Raw genomic sequence first — 17,049 nt, 5'->3', positions numbered from 1 at the left:
CGTATGGGGGCTCTGACGAAAGCTGAAATGGCGGAACGTCTGTATGAAGAGCTAGGCTTGAATAAACGCGAGGCCAAAGAATTGGTCGAGCTGTTTTTCGAAGAGATCCGGCAAGCGCTGGAGCTCAACGAACAAGTCAAGCTATCGGGGTTCGGCAACTTCGATCTGCGCGATAAGCGTCAGCGCCCCGGTCGTAATCCAAAAACAGGGGAGGAAATTCCTATCACGGCTCGCCGTGTAGTGACTTTCCGCCCAGGCCAAAAACTTAAAGCCAGGGTTGAAGCGTATGCTGGAGCCAAGTCATAACGACGAACTGCCGGTTATTCCCGGCAAACGTTATTTCACAATCGGCGAAGTCAGCGAACTCTGTGCGGTCAAACCGCACGTTCTGCGTTATTGGGAACAAGAGTTTCCTCACCTCAACCCCGTCAAGCGCCGCGGAAACAGGCGATATTATCAGCGCCAAGACGTGCTGATGATTCGCCAGATCCGTGCGCTTTTGTACGACCAGGGCTTCACCATCGGCGGTGCGCGCCAGCGCCTGTCCGGCGATGAAGCCAAGGACGATACAACCCAATACAAGCAGATGATCAAACAAATGATCAGCGAGCTGGAAGACGTATTGGTGGTCTTGCGAAAGTAGCGGGCTAAACTAAAAAGTTTACAAATTTCATAAGCTTATAGTATAGTTCGCGACAGTTTCGAGGATACGGAAACGGATTCTCAACTAGTCGGGGCGTAGCGCAGTCCGGTAGCGCACTAGCATGGGGTGCTAGGGGTCGAGTGTTCGAATCACTCCGTCCCGACCAAAAAACCCTAGAAAATCCAGTCACTTAGCGGTGACTGGATTTTTTTATGGTAGATGGATTTTGCCTACCTCTGAATTTTGCCCCACTTTTTGCCCCACTGCTGATTTTCTAAAGTTTGCGCGCCTCGGTCTTGCAGAGCTGTCTGTATGGAGATCTTTTTCGCGTGGCAATGAAAGGTCTGTTAGACGGGGCGCGCGCCCTTTCAAACTGGGCACTGTCGCCTTGTTAAGTTAGTGACTCAGCCAATCGTCAGAACTCTTGAGGTGGGCGGTATTGCGCTGTACGGCATTCCTCTCCGTAGTGCTTGATCGCGATCGCAATGACTAGGCAGGCAGGGGGCGCCGCTTGACGGGCGTTTCTCAATGACCTCCAGCATTAAGTGACGGACATCAGTCACCACTAAAGTCGTATCGGCTGGCCGACGTCTTCCCGTCTTCAGTAGCAGCTGGCTTTAGAGTCCTGGATCAATTTAACGGCTTTCGCGATCAGTTGCTTGGCATAGGCAGACGGGGTTAACCCGCCGAGACCCTTCTTTGGCCTTTCCTCGTTGTATTCCCGTCGCCACGCTCCGACGCCCACTTGGGCGTGTGGTGGGCTGGTGAACCAGTGCTCGTTCAGGCGCTCGTCACGGAAGCGCCCGTTAAACGATTCGATATAGGCATTCTGATTGGGCTTACCTGGTTCAATCAGGAACAGCTGTACACCTCGCGGATGAGCCCAGGTCAGCATGGCCCGACCACAGAATTCCTTGCCGTTATCCGTGCGGATGGCTTTGGGCAGACCGCGTGACATGGCCAGACGCATCCAGGATGCGCGTCAACGAAAGCCCGCCAATCGTTCTTTCCGGTACGATGGCGACAGCCTCATGGGTGGCATCATCCACCATTGTCAGGATATTCATGACACGCCCTTCAGCCGTGCGATCAAATACAAAGTCCATCGACCAGACCTGGTTGGCGGCCCGAGGGCGGCCCAGCGGCTGTCGATCTGCAATCGGGATTTTCTTGCGCTTACGCCTTCTCACCTGCAAGCGGGCTTCGGCATACAGACGTTCCACCCGCTTGTGGTTGACTACCTCACCAGCCTGGCGCAGCTTCAAATAGATCATCGCGGCGCCATAGTGACGATGCCGGTGTCCCAGGGCCACAATGCGCTTGCACAGCCTCTGGCGCTCATGCGCATCACCTGAAGCGCTCGGCGCTCACTCAAGCCGCGTGCCGTCATGTGGCGCACCAGCTCGCGACGGGAGAGTGCGCTCACCACTTTTTCGCGCAACGCCTCGCGGGTGACTTCGATCTCCAGCATCGACTCGGCGAGCATTTTCTTCAGCCGGGCATTTTCGCTTTCCAGCTCCTTCAGGCGCTTGGCATCCGACACACTCATCCCGCCAAACTTGCTACGAGGTAGTAACTGACCTCTGAAAAGCCGTGCCGACGACACAGCTCCTTGATCGGCAGTCCAGCCTCTGCTTCGCGCGGGAAGCCAATAATTTGCTTTTCTGTGAAACGTTTTTTCATGTCCTATCTCCTGGTTACTGGGATTGGACTCTAAAGCTGAGCGCTACTCAAATCAGGGGAAACGTCGGGCGCACAGCATAACCTTCCTGAAAGATTAACGAACCATGCAAACAGTTCACTAGGTCAATTTAGTTAGTGCTTTCCTTTCTGGAATATAAATTCCTTTTTCCTCTTCCATTTGCAGAAGTATTTCCAGTACTTCGGTTTTTCTTAAATCATATTTGTCCGCTAGCTTGTCAAGGCGATTAATTGCCTTTTCAGATAGGATGAAGTTGTATTGCTTTTTTCCTGTTAATTTTGCTCGATATTTATTTTGGCTCCATCGTTTCTTGATGGACTCCATGAGTAGTATTTTATCTGATGTGGTAATGGACTGGGTTTCGAGTAAGATTATAAATTCTTCTTTTTCTTTTGGGGCGTTTTCTTGGTATGCCAGGAGTGGGAATTTCTTTTTAGTTATTACCCATGCGGTTTCTAGCCTTTGCTCGATGTCGCTGCCATCAAACCATTTGAATATCTGGTCTGATCTCGAGTGCTGTTCCCATTCAAATTTTATTTGATTGATGTTCCATGACTTGTGGGTTTTTTCTATTGCCCATATATCCACCATGGCAATGGTAAAATCTCTGCCCGTCAAGTTGGTTGGCGGCAGGATGGGCTGATAACCGTATTTTTCAATAAGCTTTCTAGATATAAATAAATTTTGTCTTTTATTGTTTGTTATCCACTCTAAATCTTTTTCTGGCAGCAAGAATAAGGCGCTATTTTCCTCAATAAATTCTACGCTTCCTTGAGTCTTCTGGATGAGATCTGCCATACGATCTCGCATGCCAGGGCTGCCGAGTTCCCCGATTTTCACGAGTTCCTTTAGTTCCTCTGGTTTCCTAGGAGCGGCGTGCGAGGTTTGGCTCTTCAGTAAGAGCCATAGCCAAGTACTTAGCCTGCTATCTACATTGAGACCGTTCAGCGTTTTCTGGAGTCTGTCGTTGATTGCGCTAGCCATGACGTAAGCTCTTTATAATTTAAACTCTAGTAGAATTGCAGTGGTATTTTAGGTCAATTTATGTTGTGTTTCGGGTGTATTTTAATGGTTCCATAGAGGTTTTAATCAGTCGTAGGTGCAGTATACATGGGGCTAACGGATGGGGCAGCGTTCTGAATCGTCTTTTCAGGTCGATTCAGTGTCCTGTGGCTAGGTTGGTGGTGGGTGCGTTGCCGCGCCGTGCGATCAGGAGCTGGCTTTGATCGTCGGCCTCGCTTTCTAGTTACAGAGAAAGCCACGTGCAGAAGGGCTGTGCGGGTGGTTGTTCGGTAGGGAGGGCTTGGCGGCGTGTAAAAAAGTACGGGGAAGCCAGATCTGATGAGTCAAGTTAGGAGCTCATCATGAAAGTAATTCGATTGCAGCAGGTAATGGAGATGACCGGTCTCGGGCGCTCCACAATTTACAAGTATGTTTCCGAAAGTTGGTTTCCGAAGCCAATTCCCTTGGGAGGAAGAAGCGTGGGTTGGCTGGAGGGTGAGGTGTCTGAATGGATACTGGAAAGGGTGGCAGAGCGAGATATTCAAGAAGTTGCTTAAGGTGAAGCACCAGCTGTTCTTGTAAGTAGTTGGTTGTCACCACAGTCGGGGCGAGCCCGACTGTGGTGATATTTTACGCGAGTAGTTAGTTTGAAGTTTCTATGGTGTTTGTCTGTGTAGGCTTGTCTGATTTCCTGGGTTTTATGAATTTTTCTTCTCGGTATTGGTAGTATGCTTTAGTAGTATGATTACTGGTATATGAATGGCACCCACAAGTGCTATTCATAGGGTTGAAGATTGATGCCTGTTAAAATCTACTTACTGTTAGAAGTATATGAATCTAACAGTGAGGTGTTAAGTAATGTTGCGTCATCATCAAAACAAAAATCTACTCATTCATTATGGAAGTGACTATTGTGGACTGCCAGTCCAGGGCGATAAGGGGCCATTTTTTCAGCAGTATCTAGAAGGGCTTCGTGGTGTGATTGATAATGCTCTTCAGCAGTACTCTAGGGTTTTGGCTTTTAGGATTGACCTGAGGTTTCCCGTTGGAATCACTCTCCCAGAAGACCGTTGCACGAATAAGGTAATAGAGCGCTTTATAAAGTCGCTCAAGGCGAAGATTTCCAATAGTCGGAAAAAGGCACGCCAAGAGAACAAATATGCACATGACAGCATTGTGCGATTCGTATGGGCGCGGGAAGTTGGGTCGAATGGAAAGCCACACTATCACATGGCTATTTTGCTGAATTTTGATGCGTTTAATGCCCTCGGTAAATTTGAGACAGGAAGGGACAACATGTTCAATCGTCTCGAACAGGCGTGGGCAAGTGCATTGGGCTTATCAGTGGAGGCCGTCAGAGGGCTGGTGGAGATACCGGCCAATTCTGCCTACTGCCTACGTCGTAATGATCCGCAGAGTCAGGCTGATTTTTTCTATAGGGCCAGCTACCTCTGCAAGGTTGCTACCAAGGTCTACGGGAATGGCCAGCATGGTTTCGACGCAAGTAGGCTCTGATTCCCCATAGTACTGTCGCTTGCGTTGGGCCCGGCTGGGCTCAAATAACCCTGGCAGGTTAGGTTGGGGAGTCTCTATGGCACCGGGTGGATGACTAGGAGCTTGCTCCAAGCGCCGCCTGTGCCTTGTGGATCACTTCCATCAGCAGGCGCTTTTCAGGTTCGCTGCCTGGTTGATCAGATAGCTGGCAGAGTCGATCTTGAGCTTTTCGCTAAATCCCTCTTTCCGCGCGGTCTGTTTCGCGAGCTAGACCGTCCAGGTCAATCAGTAGTGCTTGTATCTCGCCGGTACTCATTACCGTATCTCAGCCAGGCAGCGGCTACGTAAAGCGGAGTCTTGGATTGCATAGCAGCGACCGGGGTCATTGTGGGCCAGAGCCAGGCAGTAGGTTCTGGCGTCAGCGTCTGCGATGTTGTAGCAACTGGATGAGTCGGCGGCGCTTGCTGCTGACGTGAAGGGAGCAAGGCCATGAGTCGAAGAAAACATTGTGATGCCCTGCAATGGCTGGCCGCCGGATTAGCGGTGTTCTTGCTGGTCAGTGCTCAGGCTCAGGATCGAGACATGGATAACGACGGCAGCTGGGACCATGACGCCGGCGGTATTGATCGCGACCTCGACAACGACGGACTCTGGGACGAGTCGGCCGAAGGTATTGATAGGGATCTGGATAACGATGGAACGTGGGATGAATAAGTCAGTAATGGTCGCAGTCTGTGCCGAGCTGACGTCAGATGGCGAAGGACTTCGAATTGCTCGCACCCTGCTACGTGGCGCGTCAGGAAGGTGTAATAACCTGCATGGGTGAGCTGGCGCGTATGCGCAAGTATTTTCCAGCGGCAGTTGAGGGCGCTGGGCTGGTGGCTATGCCTTGGTATGAGGGCATTGAGCAGGTGATGGAGTTGGTCAATCTTCACACCTTTGAAGATGCAGCCGGCTAGATGCCTACCGGTCACCGCTTGAGCATTCCCGGTGTGCATATCCGCCTGGAAGAAAGTCGTGTTGTGGCGCGCCTTGAACGCATCAGTCTCACGCGGCATTAAGTAGGGGGCATGCCTCGTTTGTGGAAAAAATGCCTGATATGCATCGTGTAAATGCTGCTGGTTCGATGTGCCTCACTTCGTTATCATCATTTTTAGCATAATTGCTTGAGCCATTTGGAGTAGGCCCCTTCGTATGCCCGATATCGCGCTAAAAGACACTTCGCCTAATCAGCGCGAACGATTGTGGCAGATCGACTTTCTGGTGCGTTTTCGTGGGCAGGTGAGCCGGCAAGATCTGGTGCAGTGTTTTGGAATCGCACGGTCTAACGCAACACGCGATTTCACCCTTTACCGGCAGTTAGCACCGGCAAATCTCGACTATGACCATCGCGAGAAGGTGTATCGCCGCACTGCGGTATTTCAGCCGCTTTTCACCTACGACTGTGAGCACACCCTGCAAACTCTGACCCTTGGCCAAGGTGTCGGCTTAGAAGCTTGCGCTCAAGTCATTGTGGTTGACGCTGCGCCTACCCTGAATCAGCCCGATCTTGAGACGCTGGCTTCGGTATCTCGAGCCATTTATGCCGGCAAAGCGTTGAGGATCAGTTATGTGTCAGTCAGCAGCGGAGAGACCAGTCGAGAAATCGTTCCACACAGCCTCGTCAATACAGGTCTGCGCTGGCATGTCCGAGCTTACTGCAGGACGCATGCGCAGTTTCGCGACTTTGTACTAACCCGCATTACCTCCAGCGATGAGGTGCCCGGCGGAATAGACGAAGCCGTTGAGGCCAGAGGGCAGGATAGAGAATGGAATCATGAAGTGGTTTTGGAGTTGGTACCTCATCCCAACGCTCGTTATGCCCGCGCCATTGAGCTGGACTATGGGCTGAAAGCAGGCCAATCCATCCATGTATCTGTACGGGCTGCTACTGCGGGCTACCTCTTGCGCCGCTGGGGCGTCGATTGCAGTCCTGATGCCCGTCTGAATCCAGATGAGTACCAACTGGCACTACGCGATCCTAACGGTGTCGCCAAGCAGGTCAACCTCGCCATTGCCCCCGGTTTTAGCCTGGAGACAGTCCATTCATGACTGCACAGCAGAAGTTTGGTTTCAAATTTGGCCGCAACGGCGCGCACTCTGCACGCACCATGATGCTCGCTGAGTTAACAGAGCTTTTTCATGGCCGTGGCGTTGATGCCAGTGCAGACCAGTACCAGGAGGATATTGAGCTCTTTAACGTCCTGCATAAGCCCACTGAAAAAGCCCGCAAATTGACGTGGCGCCATTTGGTGGATTTGTACGCCATGGATAAGGAGGTCGTGCTCTTTCGTACCTTCCGCCGCCTGTGGGAGAGCGACGAGCGTGCGCGTGCTTTATTGACCTGCCAAATGGCCCTTGCTCGCGATCCACTGCTGCGACTGTCGCAAAACAAAATCGTGGGATTGGCCCCGGGCCAGCTGCTGCCGCGTGAAGAGATGGAGCAAGCCTTCGAAGAGCAGTTTCCTGATCGCTACAGCCCGGCCATGCTCAAGTCCTTGGCTCAGAACGTGAACGGTACCTGGACCAACGCGGGCTTCTTACAAGGTCGCAGTAAAAAACATCGCTCCGAGCCCGAAATTCGTCCGGTCAACGTCGCCTTTGCACTGTTTCTTGGCTACTTACAGGGCGCCAGTGGTAACCGCCTGTTCAACACCGAATGGACCAAGCTGTTTGGCTGCCGCCAAGAGCGCCTGCTAGAGCTGGCCCGCCAGGCCAGTTACAACGGTCTGTTGAATTTCAAACATTCCAGTGAGGTCGTGGAAGTCACCTTCCCCGACTACCTGACCAAGGAAGAGGAGGGCTGGCTGCATGAGTAACCGCCTAAACCGTCTGCTGAAAAGCTACAGCAACCACATCAGCCTGCCGTGGATCAGCGGTCTGGCTAACGAGCAGCGGGTGCTTTTTGCCGTCTACCACAAGGAAGACGAGCTCAGGCTGCGTGCCCGTATCGAAGAGTTTCGGCTGGCTACCGAAAGTGCCGGCCACCCCTGGCTGGAGCTGGACATCACTCGGTTGTTTCCAGACTGGATGGCACAGCAAAAGTACCGAGAAGACTATTTCGAGGACCCGGACAGCCTCCCCCCGAAATACAAAACCTTCGCTCGCCAGTCGGTAACGGACTTGGCTGAGCGCATCAAGGATCAGGCCGACAGCAACACCCTGGTGGCCTTGGTTGGCTGCGGCACGCTATTCGGCTTTGCCTCGGTCTCTGATTTCGTTAAGCAGCTGGCCGAGCACGTGCCCGGGCGCTTGTTGGTGATGTTCCCCGGCGAGTACGTCAACAACACCTACCGCCTGCTGGATGCCCGCGATGGCTGGGGCTATCAGGCCACCGCCATTACTGCAGACAACTGAATACCGGCACACATTGCCGTTTTGAATTGAATAGCGCCAATGCGCACAGGGAGTACGCCCAGGATGTTGAACCGCGAGATTTACGACCTAGACCCGCAACAGAACCGGCTGGAAAACAACGGCGTTGCCGAGGTCAAAGACGACCTGTCCCAGCAGGCCCTGAAAACCTTGCGCTACGAATTGCAGACATTTGTCTGTGACGGCGAATACCAGGCGGGCCTCGATAAAATCCTCTCCGCCTATCTGCGCAACCTGGGTGACGGGCATGAACAGCCCGGCGTGTGGATCTCCGGTTTCTTCGGTTCGGGTAAATCGCACCTGGCCAAAATGCTTCGTGCTCTTTGGACCAACCAGGAATTCAGCGATGGCGTAGCAGCTCGCGACATTGCCGATCTGCCTCAGGAGATCAAGGATCACTTCAAGGAACTCAGCATCCAGGCCAAGCGCCATGGTGGCCTGCACGCGGCTTCGGGCACTTTAGGTGCCGGCGCCAACAACAATGTGCGCTTGGCCCTGCTGAACATCGTCTTCAAGTCCGCTGGACTGCCGGAACAGTACCACCAGGCGCGCTTTGTGCTGTGGCTGCATAAGCAGGGCATTTTCGACCAGGTTAAAGCCCACGTTGAAGCAGCAGGCGACAATTGGGATGACGAGCTGGAAGACCTCTACGTTTCCAGCAGCATTTCACGTGCCTTGCTGGCTATCGACAGCACCCTGGGAGATGACGTCAAACAAGTGCGCCAGCTGCTGCGCGAGCAGTACCCCAATGTGCAGGATGTGACCAACCAGCAGATGGTCGACGCCATCTATGACGCCCTAGTGAAGGATGGCCAGTTCCCGCTGACACTGGTGGTGCTCGATGAGGTGCAGCAGTACGTCGGCTCGGACTCGGAGAAGGCCCACCAGGTACAGGAAGTCGTCGAAACCTGCTGCAAGAGCTCCAAGTTCAAGAGCAAGATGTTGTTCGTGTCCACCGGGCAGAGCGCACTGTCAGGCATGGCTAACCTGCAGCGTTTGCTCGGCCGTTTCCAGATTCATGTGCAGCTTTCGGATACCGATGTCGAATCGGTGATTCGCAAAGTCATCCTGCGCAAAAAAGCCTCGGCTCGCCCGCACCTCGAGCAAGTCATGCAGTCCCATCTGGGCGAAATTTCCCGTCAGCTTCGCGGTACCAAGATCGAGCACCACCGCGACGATGAAAAGGTCATGCTGGCCGACTACCCGCTGCTGCCGGTGCGCCGGCGCTTTTGGGAAAAGGTCCTGCGTATTGTTGATACCACAGGCACTGCCTCGCAGCTGCGTAACCAACTTAAGGTCATCCACGAGGCCGCTCAAGCTACGGCAGATCAGCCGCTTGGCCACGTGGTCGCTGCAGACTTCATCTACAACCAGATCTCGGTCAACCTGTTACAGACCGGGGTGATCTCCAAAGAAATCGCCGAAATCATTGGCCGCTTGTCAGCAGGTGATGCCGACGAGAAGCTCAAGTCACGCATCCTTTCTCTGGTGTTGTTGATCGGCAAGCTGCCAACGGATCCGACCGCCGACTGTGGCGTACGCGCCACTGCCGATATGCTCGGCGATCTGCTGATTGATGACCTCAACCAGGGCAAAGATGCCATCCGCACCCAGGTACCCAAGCTGCTGCAAGAGCTGGCTGACGACGGCCTGGTCATGCCCATGCAAACCAGTACCGGCACCGAATACCGCCTGCAAACGCAGGAAAGCGCCCAGTGGTACGACACTCTCCGCCAGGAAGAGGCCGACCTGCGCGGCAACTTGCAGCGCGTAGAAAACATCCGCGTCGATCTGCTGCACAAGGAGCTGCGCCGCCAGATCGCCCAGGTACGCCTGACTCAGGGCAAATGCAATGAGCCGCGCCAGGTTTTGCCCTGCTTTGATGCGGAACTGCCGAAGGATGCCAACGAGAAAATCTATGCCTGGGTTCAGGATGGCTGGGCAATTGATGAAAAAAGCTTTATGACCGAGGCTCGCAGCCGCAACCCTAGCGAGCCGACCATCTTCATTTACGTGCCGGCACGTAACCGTTCAGAACTGACCAATGCCATTACCGCCGAGCACGCCGCCCAGGCCACCCTCGACAAACGAGGCATTCCCAACACCGATGCCGGCAAAGATGCCCGCAGTGCAATGGAAACCCGCCACCGCGATGCTCAGAAGCAGGTGCAAGCGCTGCTGCGTGAAATTTTCGAAGGCGTACAGGTGCTGCAAGCCGGCGGCAACGAGGTGGACGGCAACAGCATTACCGAACGTGTCGAAAGCGCCGCTAAGGCGTCACTGGTACGGCTTTACCGCGAGTTCGACCAGGCCGACCACCCCGCCTGGGGCAAGGTCTACGAGCGTGCCAGCAAAGACGGTGGCCAGAACGCCCTCGAGCTACTTGGTTACAGTGGCGATGCCGAACAGCATCCGGTCTGTGCCGCGATCAAACGCTTTATCGGTGTCTCGAAAAAGGGCAGTGAAATCCGCGAGCACTTCCTGGCCGCGCCCTATGGCTGGCCCCAGGATGCCATTGACGGTGCGCTCTATGTGTTGCTTTCCAGTGGCATCCTGATCGCCACCGACAGCCGTAACAACCCGGTAACCGCCAGCAGCCTTGATCGCAAGCAAATCACCCAGGCCAGCTTCCGTCCGGAAAGCATCACCATCCGCCCGGTGGACATGATCAAGATCCGCGGCGTGCTCAGCAGCAGTGGTATCGAGTGCCAGCCGGGGGAGGAGGCCAACAAACTGCCTCTCCTGGCCGAGAAGGGGCGTGAGCTGGCCAAGCGCGCCGGTGGTCCTGCCCCATTCCCAGCAGTGCCAGATACCAAGGTCTTTGATGAACTGGCCCGGCAATCCGGCAATGCCCAACTCAAGCAGGTACTGGATGAGCAGGACGCGATCAAGCAGGCCATCAAGGACTGGGCCGAGACCGCCAAGCGTATTGAAGTTCTCCGTGGCGATTGGACGTTGCTGACCAGTCTGCTAGACGCCAGCCGTGGCCTAGCCTTCCATGCGCCCATTCAGGCCGAAGCCGATGCCATAAGTCAGCATCGCTCCCTGCTGGATGACCCCAACCCAGCCACCGGCTTGATCCAGCGACTGGTCAGCAAACTGCGCGATGCCATCCAGTTCCATGTTCAGGCTTACTTGGATCGCCATGCCGACTGCCTGGCTCAGCTGCAAGCCGACAGCCACTGGCAGCAACTGAATGATCAGCAACAACGCGCCATCTTGGAAAAACGCAAGCTGCTGAGCCTGGAACAACCCACGCTGAATGATGCCGAGGCGATTCTCGACAGCCTCAGCGAGGTCAGTTTGGAGCAGTGGACCGATCGCACCGACTCGCTCGCCAGCAAGTTCGACAGCGCTCGCCTGGAAGCCGCAGAACTGCTGCAACCCAAGCTGCAGCGCATCAACTTGCCGCGCAAAACTTTTGAAAGCGAAGCTGATATCGATGCCTGGCTGGCCGAAGTCAAACAACAGATTCTCAGTAAACTCAACGACGGACCGGTGACCTTCTGATGACCCAAGCCACACATCGCCAGCCCCTCGAAAAAGCCCTGCGCCGTACGCTGGAAGCGACCGTTGTTAGAGCCCGCGACATTGCCGAAACGGCCGCCAGCCAGGCGCTGACTCGCCTGAGCGTGGGCGAGGCCAAAGCAGCCGATTACCTCAATGACCAGCAACGCCAGCTGCGTACACGTCTGCGCGCCCACGGCCGCCAGCTAGGTGACAGCAAACAGGCCAACGGCCAGCAAAGCCTGAATAAGCTGATCACCGAAGTTGCCTACGAGCATTGGCACCGCATGTTGTTCGCCCGCTTTCTGGAGCAGAACCACCTGCTGATGTACGACGAGCACACACCGCTGACCCTGAGTGAGTGCAGCGAGCTGGTACAAGACCCGGACACCCTGCGTGATGAGCTGGAGCGCCGCTGCCACAGTGGCTGGGAGCTGGCTGGTGTGCTGGCCTCAAAAATGCTGCCGCAGATCTTCCGTATCGACTCGCCAGTCTTTGCTCTGGAGTTCGCCCCCGAGCACCAACGCGAGCTGGAAAAACTGGTCACCGGCCTGGCTGCAGAAACCTTCCAGGCCCAGGACAGTCTCGGCTGGGTGTACCAGTTCTGGCAAAGCAAGCGCAAAGAAGAGGTCAACAAATCCGAGGTCAAGATTGGCGCAGACGAGCTCTCGCCCGTCACCCAGCTGTTTACCGAACCCTATATGGTCAGCTTCCTGCTGGATAACAGCCTGGGCGCCTGGTGGGCAGGCCAGCGACTCACCGACCACGACTGGCAAACCGCTAACAGCGAACAAGAGCTACGCCACAAAGCCGCCATTCCCGGCGTGCCGCTGAGCTACCTGCGCTTTGTTAAAGACGAGGCGACCCATCAATGGCGACCCGCCTCCGGCACCTTCGACGCCTGGCCCAAACGCTTAAGCGAACTCAAAGCCCTCGACCCTTGCTGCGGCTCCGGGCACTTCCTGGTTGCTGCCTTCCTGATGCTGGTGCCCATGCGCATGCAGGCCGAGCAGCTCAACGCCCGCCAAGCCATCGATAAGGTACTTAGTGAAAACCTGCATGGCCTGGAACTGGATCAGCGCTGCGTCGAACTGGCGGCCTTTGCTGTCGCCCTGGAAGCCTGGCGCTATCCCGATGCTGGCGGTTACCGCAGCCTGCCGGAGCTGCACCTGGCCTGTAGTGGCCTGTCCATCGCTGCTGCCCGCGATGAGTGGAAAGAGCTCAGCCGCAAGGCGGGCAAGCAGAACCTCACCATCGCCCTGGACTGGATGTACCAAACCTTTAAGGATGCCCCGGTCCTCGGCAGTCTGATTAACCCGCGCCGCAGCAAGGCTGCGCAAATCGCCCAGTGGAGCGAATTGCAGCAACTGCTGGGTGAAGCGCTCACTCAGGATCAGGCCAATCAGCAAAACCAGGCCGATGGCGAAATCTCCGCCATAACCAATCGCCTGGAGGCCGGTATTGTCGCCCAGGGTTTGGCCAAGGCCGCTGAACTACTTTCAGGCCAATACACCTGGGTAATCACCAACGTGCCTTATCTGGCACGCGGCAAGCAGCACGACACCCTGAAAGATTACTGCGAAACCTGGTACCCCGAAGGCAAGAACGATCTGGCGACGGTGTTTCTTGACCGTTGCTTGGAGTTCTGTGTGCAGGGCGGTACCGCCAGTATTGTGTTGCCGCAGAACTGGCTGTTTCTTACCAGCTACCGCAAGTTCCGCGAAAAGCTGTTGCAGAACGACAGTTGGCATTTGATTGCTCGGCTGGGACCGAGTGCCTTCGAAACCATCAGCGGTGAGGTCGTCAAAGCCATTCTGATCAACCTGAGTCGTGGCAATGCCGCAGGCCAGTCGGCGGATCTGCTGCACAGTGGCGAGCAGGGCAGCTGGATTCGTGGGGTGGATGTGTCCGAACCGCGCACGGCGGCGGAGAAGGCGGTGGGGTTGTTGGCAGATGATGTGAAGAGTGTGGAGCAGGGGAGGCAGCTGGGGAACCCGGATGCTGCTGTGCTTTTTGACCAGTTGAGCAGGCACCCAGCCATTGGAGAATATGCTTATGTCGGCTATGGCTCCAAGCCAGGACAAACTGCTCGTGTTACACGTAGCTTCTGGGAACTTATCTCTTTAGCCTCTACTAAATGGCAGCTGATGGAGTCATCTCCAAATGGTACTGAGTACTTCACTGGGAAGTCTGGCGTTTGTTTGTCACTTTCTGAGATAAAAAAACAAAAAATATACGAGTTTGGGGTTCGAGGTAGGGATGCTTGGAGGCACCGCGGTATAATTTTTTCCAAAATGAACAAATTGCCTGCGGCGATGTATTGTGGCCATTTCTATGACGATAATAGCTATACGTTAATTCCAAGCGATGATGTTAACTTTTCAGCATTTTTTTCCTATTGCATGTCAGATTCTTTCAATGCGGATCTGCGTTCAATTAACCAGAAGCTGAATATAACTCGTGATCTAGTGGAAAAACTCCCATTTGATCTGAACATCTGGACCAAAGTCGCCGAGGATCAATACCCCAACGGCCTACCCCAGCCCTACACCAACGACCCTACCCAATGGATTTTCCACGGCCACCCCTGTGGCTCGGTAATTTGGGACGAAAACAGCAAATGGACCGCCCACGGCGAGCTGCGCGTCGATGACAGCGTGCTGCACGTCGCGGTCGCCCGCCTGCTTGGTTACCAGTGGCCGGCAGAGCTGGACCCGGAAATGGAGCTGGCCGCCGAACAGCGCGAATGGGTCGAGCGTTGCCTGGCACTGGCCGGCTTTGTCGATGACGATGGCATCGTTTGCCTGCCACCAGTGCGCGGTGAAAAGGCCGCCGACCAGCGCCTGGAAGCCCTGCTGCAGGCCGCCTATGGCGACGCCTGGACCACCCCGCTGAAAAATCGCCTTCTCGACGCCGTCGGCAGCAAGTCCCTCAGCCTGTGGCTGCGCGACAAGTTCTTTGAACAGCACTGCAAGCTGTTCCAGCATCGACCCTTTATCTGGCACATCTGGGACGGTCTCAAAGACGGCTTCAGCGTACTGGTCAACTACCACAAGCTCGACAAAGCCGGCCTGGAACGCCTGATTTACACCTACCTGGGCGACTGGATTCGCACCCAGCAATCGGGCCTGGCCAACAGCGAAGACGGTGCCCAGGAACGCCTCGCCGCCGCCGAAGCCCTGAAAAAAGAACTGGAAGCCATCCTCGAAGGCGAAAAGCCCTACGACATTTTCGTACGCTGGAAGCCCCTGGCCGAACAACCCATCGGCTGGAACCCCGACCTCAACGATGGCGTGCGCCTCAATATCCGGCCATTCCTTTACGCCCGTGATGTCAGCAAAAAAGGCGCCGGCATCCTGCGCTGGGCGCCCAACATCAAGTGGACCAAGGATCGCGGCAAGGATGTCGAGTCCGCCCCCTGGTACCGCCTGGGCCTGGAGTACGGCGAAGGCGAGGGCGCACGGATCAATGACCATCACTTGAGCTTGGCTGAGAAGCACAAAGCAAGGGAGAGCAAGGCATGAGCAACAAAATAACGGGGGCAGAGTACCCGTTGGCAAAAATTTTCAGCTCTGACTTCGACTTTGTTATTCCAGCTTATCAGAGACCGTACGCGTGGACTGACGATCAGGCCTTGGAGCTGTTTGACGACCTGCACAGCTTCTATCTGGCGGAGCCGGAGGGTGATTCGTATTTTCTTGGCAGCATTGTGCTGATCAAGGCAGAAGGCAAGCCAGCTTCAGAGGTGATCGATGGGCAGCAGCGACTGACTACACTCACTATATTGTTGTCGGTGATCACCAGTTTGCTTGAGGGTGAGGTGCGTTCTGATTTCGAAGGTTATATCCGCGAGCCTGGCAGGCTTTCTCAGGGTATCAGCGCCAAACCCAGACTGAGCTTGCGCGATCGAGATAGACAGTTTTTTGCCGACTATGTACAGGCATTCAAATTCAACGAGCTGCTGGCCCTCGAATCGGCCCAGCTGGAAGAACCGCAGCAGAACATCCAGCGCAACGCCAGACTGCTTAGGGACAGGCTTTTAACGGCTTTTTCCAATGATACGGATGGCCTGATCAGCTTTGGTGCTTTCCTGATCCAGCGCTGCTTCCTGGTTGTGGTGTCCACGCCCAGTAAAAAATCTGCGTTCCGGGTATTTTCAGTGCTGAATAGCCGGGGATTGGATTTGCTGCCGACCGATATTATCAAGTCAGATGTGATCGGTAATATCGTTGCCGAAAAGCAGGAAGACTACACCAATACATGGGAAGAACTAGAGGTCAAAACCGGGCGAGCGGGTTTCGCTGAGCTTTTCAATCATATCCGTATGATCTACGCGCGAGCTAAGGCACAGCGCACCTTGTTGGAAGAGTTTGATGAGCATGTGGTAAAGAAATCGAGCAGCTCTGAGCAACTGATTTCAGAGGTTATTGAGCCTTATGCCGTAGCCTATCTGATTGCAAAGAAGAGCGAGTACGTCTCAACGGCGAACGCAGCTGATGTGAACGCTCTGTTGAAATGGTTGAATCGCATCGACAACTCTGACTGGATGCCCTGTGCTATCCAGTTTTTGTCTACCCAAAAGGATTCCCCGGAGTATGTGTTGTGGTTCTTCCAACAGCTGGAGCGGTTGGCAGGCTACATGCACATCAGCGCCAAGAATGTAAACCAGCGTATCGCTCGTTATGCAGTCGTGCTCGAAGAGCTTATGGGGGCGCACTCCCTGGATAGCCCGGTCAAGACAGTGGAGCTAACGGAAAGCGAAAAGCGCGAAATGCTGGATGTCCTGAATTCAGATATCTACTACCTGACTGCGCGCCGTCGAAACTATCTGATCCTGCGGTTGGATTCTTTCTTGTCAGATGGAGCTGCTAGCTATGACGCCAAAGTGCTGACTATCGAACACGTACTGCCGCAAACAGTTGTAGCAAACAGTGAATGGGAAGAAAGCTGGCCGACGGAAGAAGTCAGACAGCAATGGGTGCACAAAATTGCCAACCTGGTGCCTTTGACCCAGCAGCGCAATTCGGCTGCAAGCAACCTCGACTTTGCTAAAAAGAAAACGGCTTACTTTGGAGGCCGAAAAGGCGTTTCATCTTACGTGATGACAACTCAGGTGTTGAATACTACGGAGTGGACCCCTGAGGTAGTGGAGAAACGTCAGAAAAGCCTGCTGGATGTGTTGGAAGCTGGCTGGAAGCTGAAGTCCGCGCCTGCAGCATGCCAGTCAAAAAACTGATCACTCCGTTGGCCAGATTTATTACCGGAACAACAGATGTGCAGGTTATAT

At 54.6% G+C, this 17,049-nt stretch carries 13 protein-coding genes, 1 tRNA gene and 1 pseudogene; 13 read left to right on the top strand and 2 right to left on the bottom strand.

The annotated features are described in order from the left end of the window. Window positions 1–3 precede the first annotated feature (3 nt). The 3 genes from ihfA to PMYSY11_RS11265 all read left to right on the top strand — a co-directional run bounded on the left by ihfA (window position 4) and on the right by PMYSY11_RS11265 (window position 809). Window positions 4–306 carry an integration host factor subunit alpha gene (gene ihfA / locus PMYSY11_RS11275; protein ID WP_069900301.1) on the top strand — a complete coding sequence of 101 codons (303 nt, stop codon included), beginning with the start codon at window positions 4–6 and terminating at the stop codon, window positions 304–306. Next, on the top strand, window positions 287–643 hold the full coding sequence (locus PMYSY11_RS11270) for a MerR family transcriptional regulator (protein WP_069900302.1): 357 nt from the start codon (window positions 287–289) through the stop codon (window positions 641–643). The genes ihfA and PMYSY11_RS11270 overlap by 20 nt, the downstream gene beginning before the upstream one ends. 89 nt (window positions 644–732) lie before the next feature. Next, window positions 733–809 (top strand) — tRNA-Pro (locus tag PMYSY11_RS11265). A 435-nt stretch (window positions 810–1,244) separates the two neighbouring features. Here the strand turns inward: PMYSY11_RS11265 and PMYSY11_RS11260 are convergent. Next, a pseudogene (locus PMYSY11_RS11260) lies at window positions 1,245–2,326 on the bottom strand (IS3 family transposase). Between the two features lie 118 nt (window positions 2,327–2,444). Further along, entirely contained in the window at window positions 2,445–3,329 is an 885-nt protein-coding gene (locus tag PMYSY11_RS11255) for a hypothetical protein (RefSeq protein WP_079743725.1), read from the bottom strand. Between the two features lie 380 nt (window positions 3,330–3,709). On the opposite strand from PMYSY11_RS11255, the gene PMYSY11_RS11250 reads away from it, so the two are divergent. The 10 genes from PMYSY11_RS11250 (at window position 3,710) to PMYSY11_RS11205 (ending at window position 16,998) form a co-directional block, all read left to right on the top strand. Continuing rightward, window positions 3,710–3,904 carry an AlpA family transcriptional regulator gene (locus PMYSY11_RS11250; protein ID WP_003279762.1) on the top strand — a complete coding sequence of 65 codons (195 nt, stop codon included), beginning with the start codon at window positions 3,710–3,712 and terminating at the stop codon, window positions 3,902–3,904. Between the two features lie 301 nt (window positions 3,905–4,205). Next, the gene (locus PMYSY11_RS11245) at window positions 4,206–4,862 is read left to right on the top strand and encodes an inovirus Gp2 family protein (RefSeq protein WP_057391023.1); all 657 of its coding nucleotides are present in this window, start codon (window positions 4,206–4,208) and stop codon (window positions 4,860–4,862) included. Window positions 4,863–5,330: 468 nt separating this feature from the next. Next, complete coding sequence (locus tag PMYSY11_RS11240) at window positions 5,331–5,555, top strand: hypothetical protein (protein ID WP_150549241.1); 225 nt, start codon at window positions 5,331–5,333, stop codon at window positions 5,553–5,555. A 38-nt stretch (window positions 5,556–5,593) separates the two neighbouring features. Further along, window positions 5,594–5,800 (top strand): hypothetical protein, encoded by a 207-nt coding sequence (locus PMYSY11_RS11235; RefSeq protein WP_150549240.1) that lies wholly within the window; start codon window positions 5,594–5,596, stop codon window positions 5,798–5,800. Window positions 5,801–6,035: 235 nt separating this feature from the next. Continuing rightward, window positions 6,036–6,932: a WYL domain-containing protein gene (locus PMYSY11_RS11230; RefSeq protein WP_150549239.1), complete on the top strand. Its 897-nt coding sequence runs from the start codon at window positions 6,036–6,038 to the stop codon at window positions 6,930–6,932. After that, window positions 6,929–7,699 carry a hypothetical protein gene (locus PMYSY11_RS11225; protein ID WP_150549238.1) on the top strand — a complete coding sequence of 257 codons (771 nt, stop codon included), beginning with the start codon at window positions 6,929–6,931 and terminating at the stop codon, window positions 7,697–7,699. The genes PMYSY11_RS11230 and PMYSY11_RS11225 overlap by 4 nt, the downstream gene beginning before the upstream one ends. After that, on the top strand, window positions 7,692–8,237 hold the full coding sequence (locus PMYSY11_RS11220) for a BREX protein BrxB domain-containing protein (RefSeq protein ID WP_150549237.1): 546 nt from the start codon (window positions 7,692–7,694) through the stop codon (window positions 8,235–8,237). The genes PMYSY11_RS11225 and PMYSY11_RS11220 overlap by 8 nt, the downstream gene beginning before the upstream one ends. Window positions 8,238–8,300: 63 nt before the next feature. Further along, a complete protein-coding gene (gene brxC, locus PMYSY11_RS11215; protein ID WP_150549236.1) occupies window positions 8,301–11,765 on the top strand; it encodes a BREX system P-loop protein BrxC in 3,465 nt (1,154 codons plus the stop codon). Continuing rightward, on the top strand, window positions 11,765–15,286 hold the full coding sequence (locus tag PMYSY11_RS11210; RefSeq protein ID WP_150549235.1) for an Eco57I restriction-modification methylase domain-containing protein: 3,522 nt from the start codon (window positions 11,765–11,767) through the stop codon (window positions 15,284–15,286). The genes brxC and PMYSY11_RS11210 overlap by 1 nt, the downstream gene beginning before the upstream one ends. Next, a complete protein-coding gene (locus PMYSY11_RS11205) occupies window positions 15,283–16,998 on the top strand; it encodes a DUF262 domain-containing protein (RefSeq protein WP_150549234.1) in 1,716 nt (571 codons plus the stop codon). The genes PMYSY11_RS11210 and PMYSY11_RS11205 overlap by 4 nt, the downstream gene beginning before the upstream one ends. Window positions 16,999–17,049 lie beyond the last annotated feature (51 nt).

Source organism: Pseudomonas marincola, from assembly GCF_900682675.2.
GTDB classification, from domain to species: domain Bacteria; phylum Pseudomonadota; class Gammaproteobacteria; order Pseudomonadales; family Pseudomonadaceae; genus Aquipseudomonas; species Aquipseudomonas marincola.
This window is presented reverse-complemented; position numbering and strand designations above follow the sequence as displayed.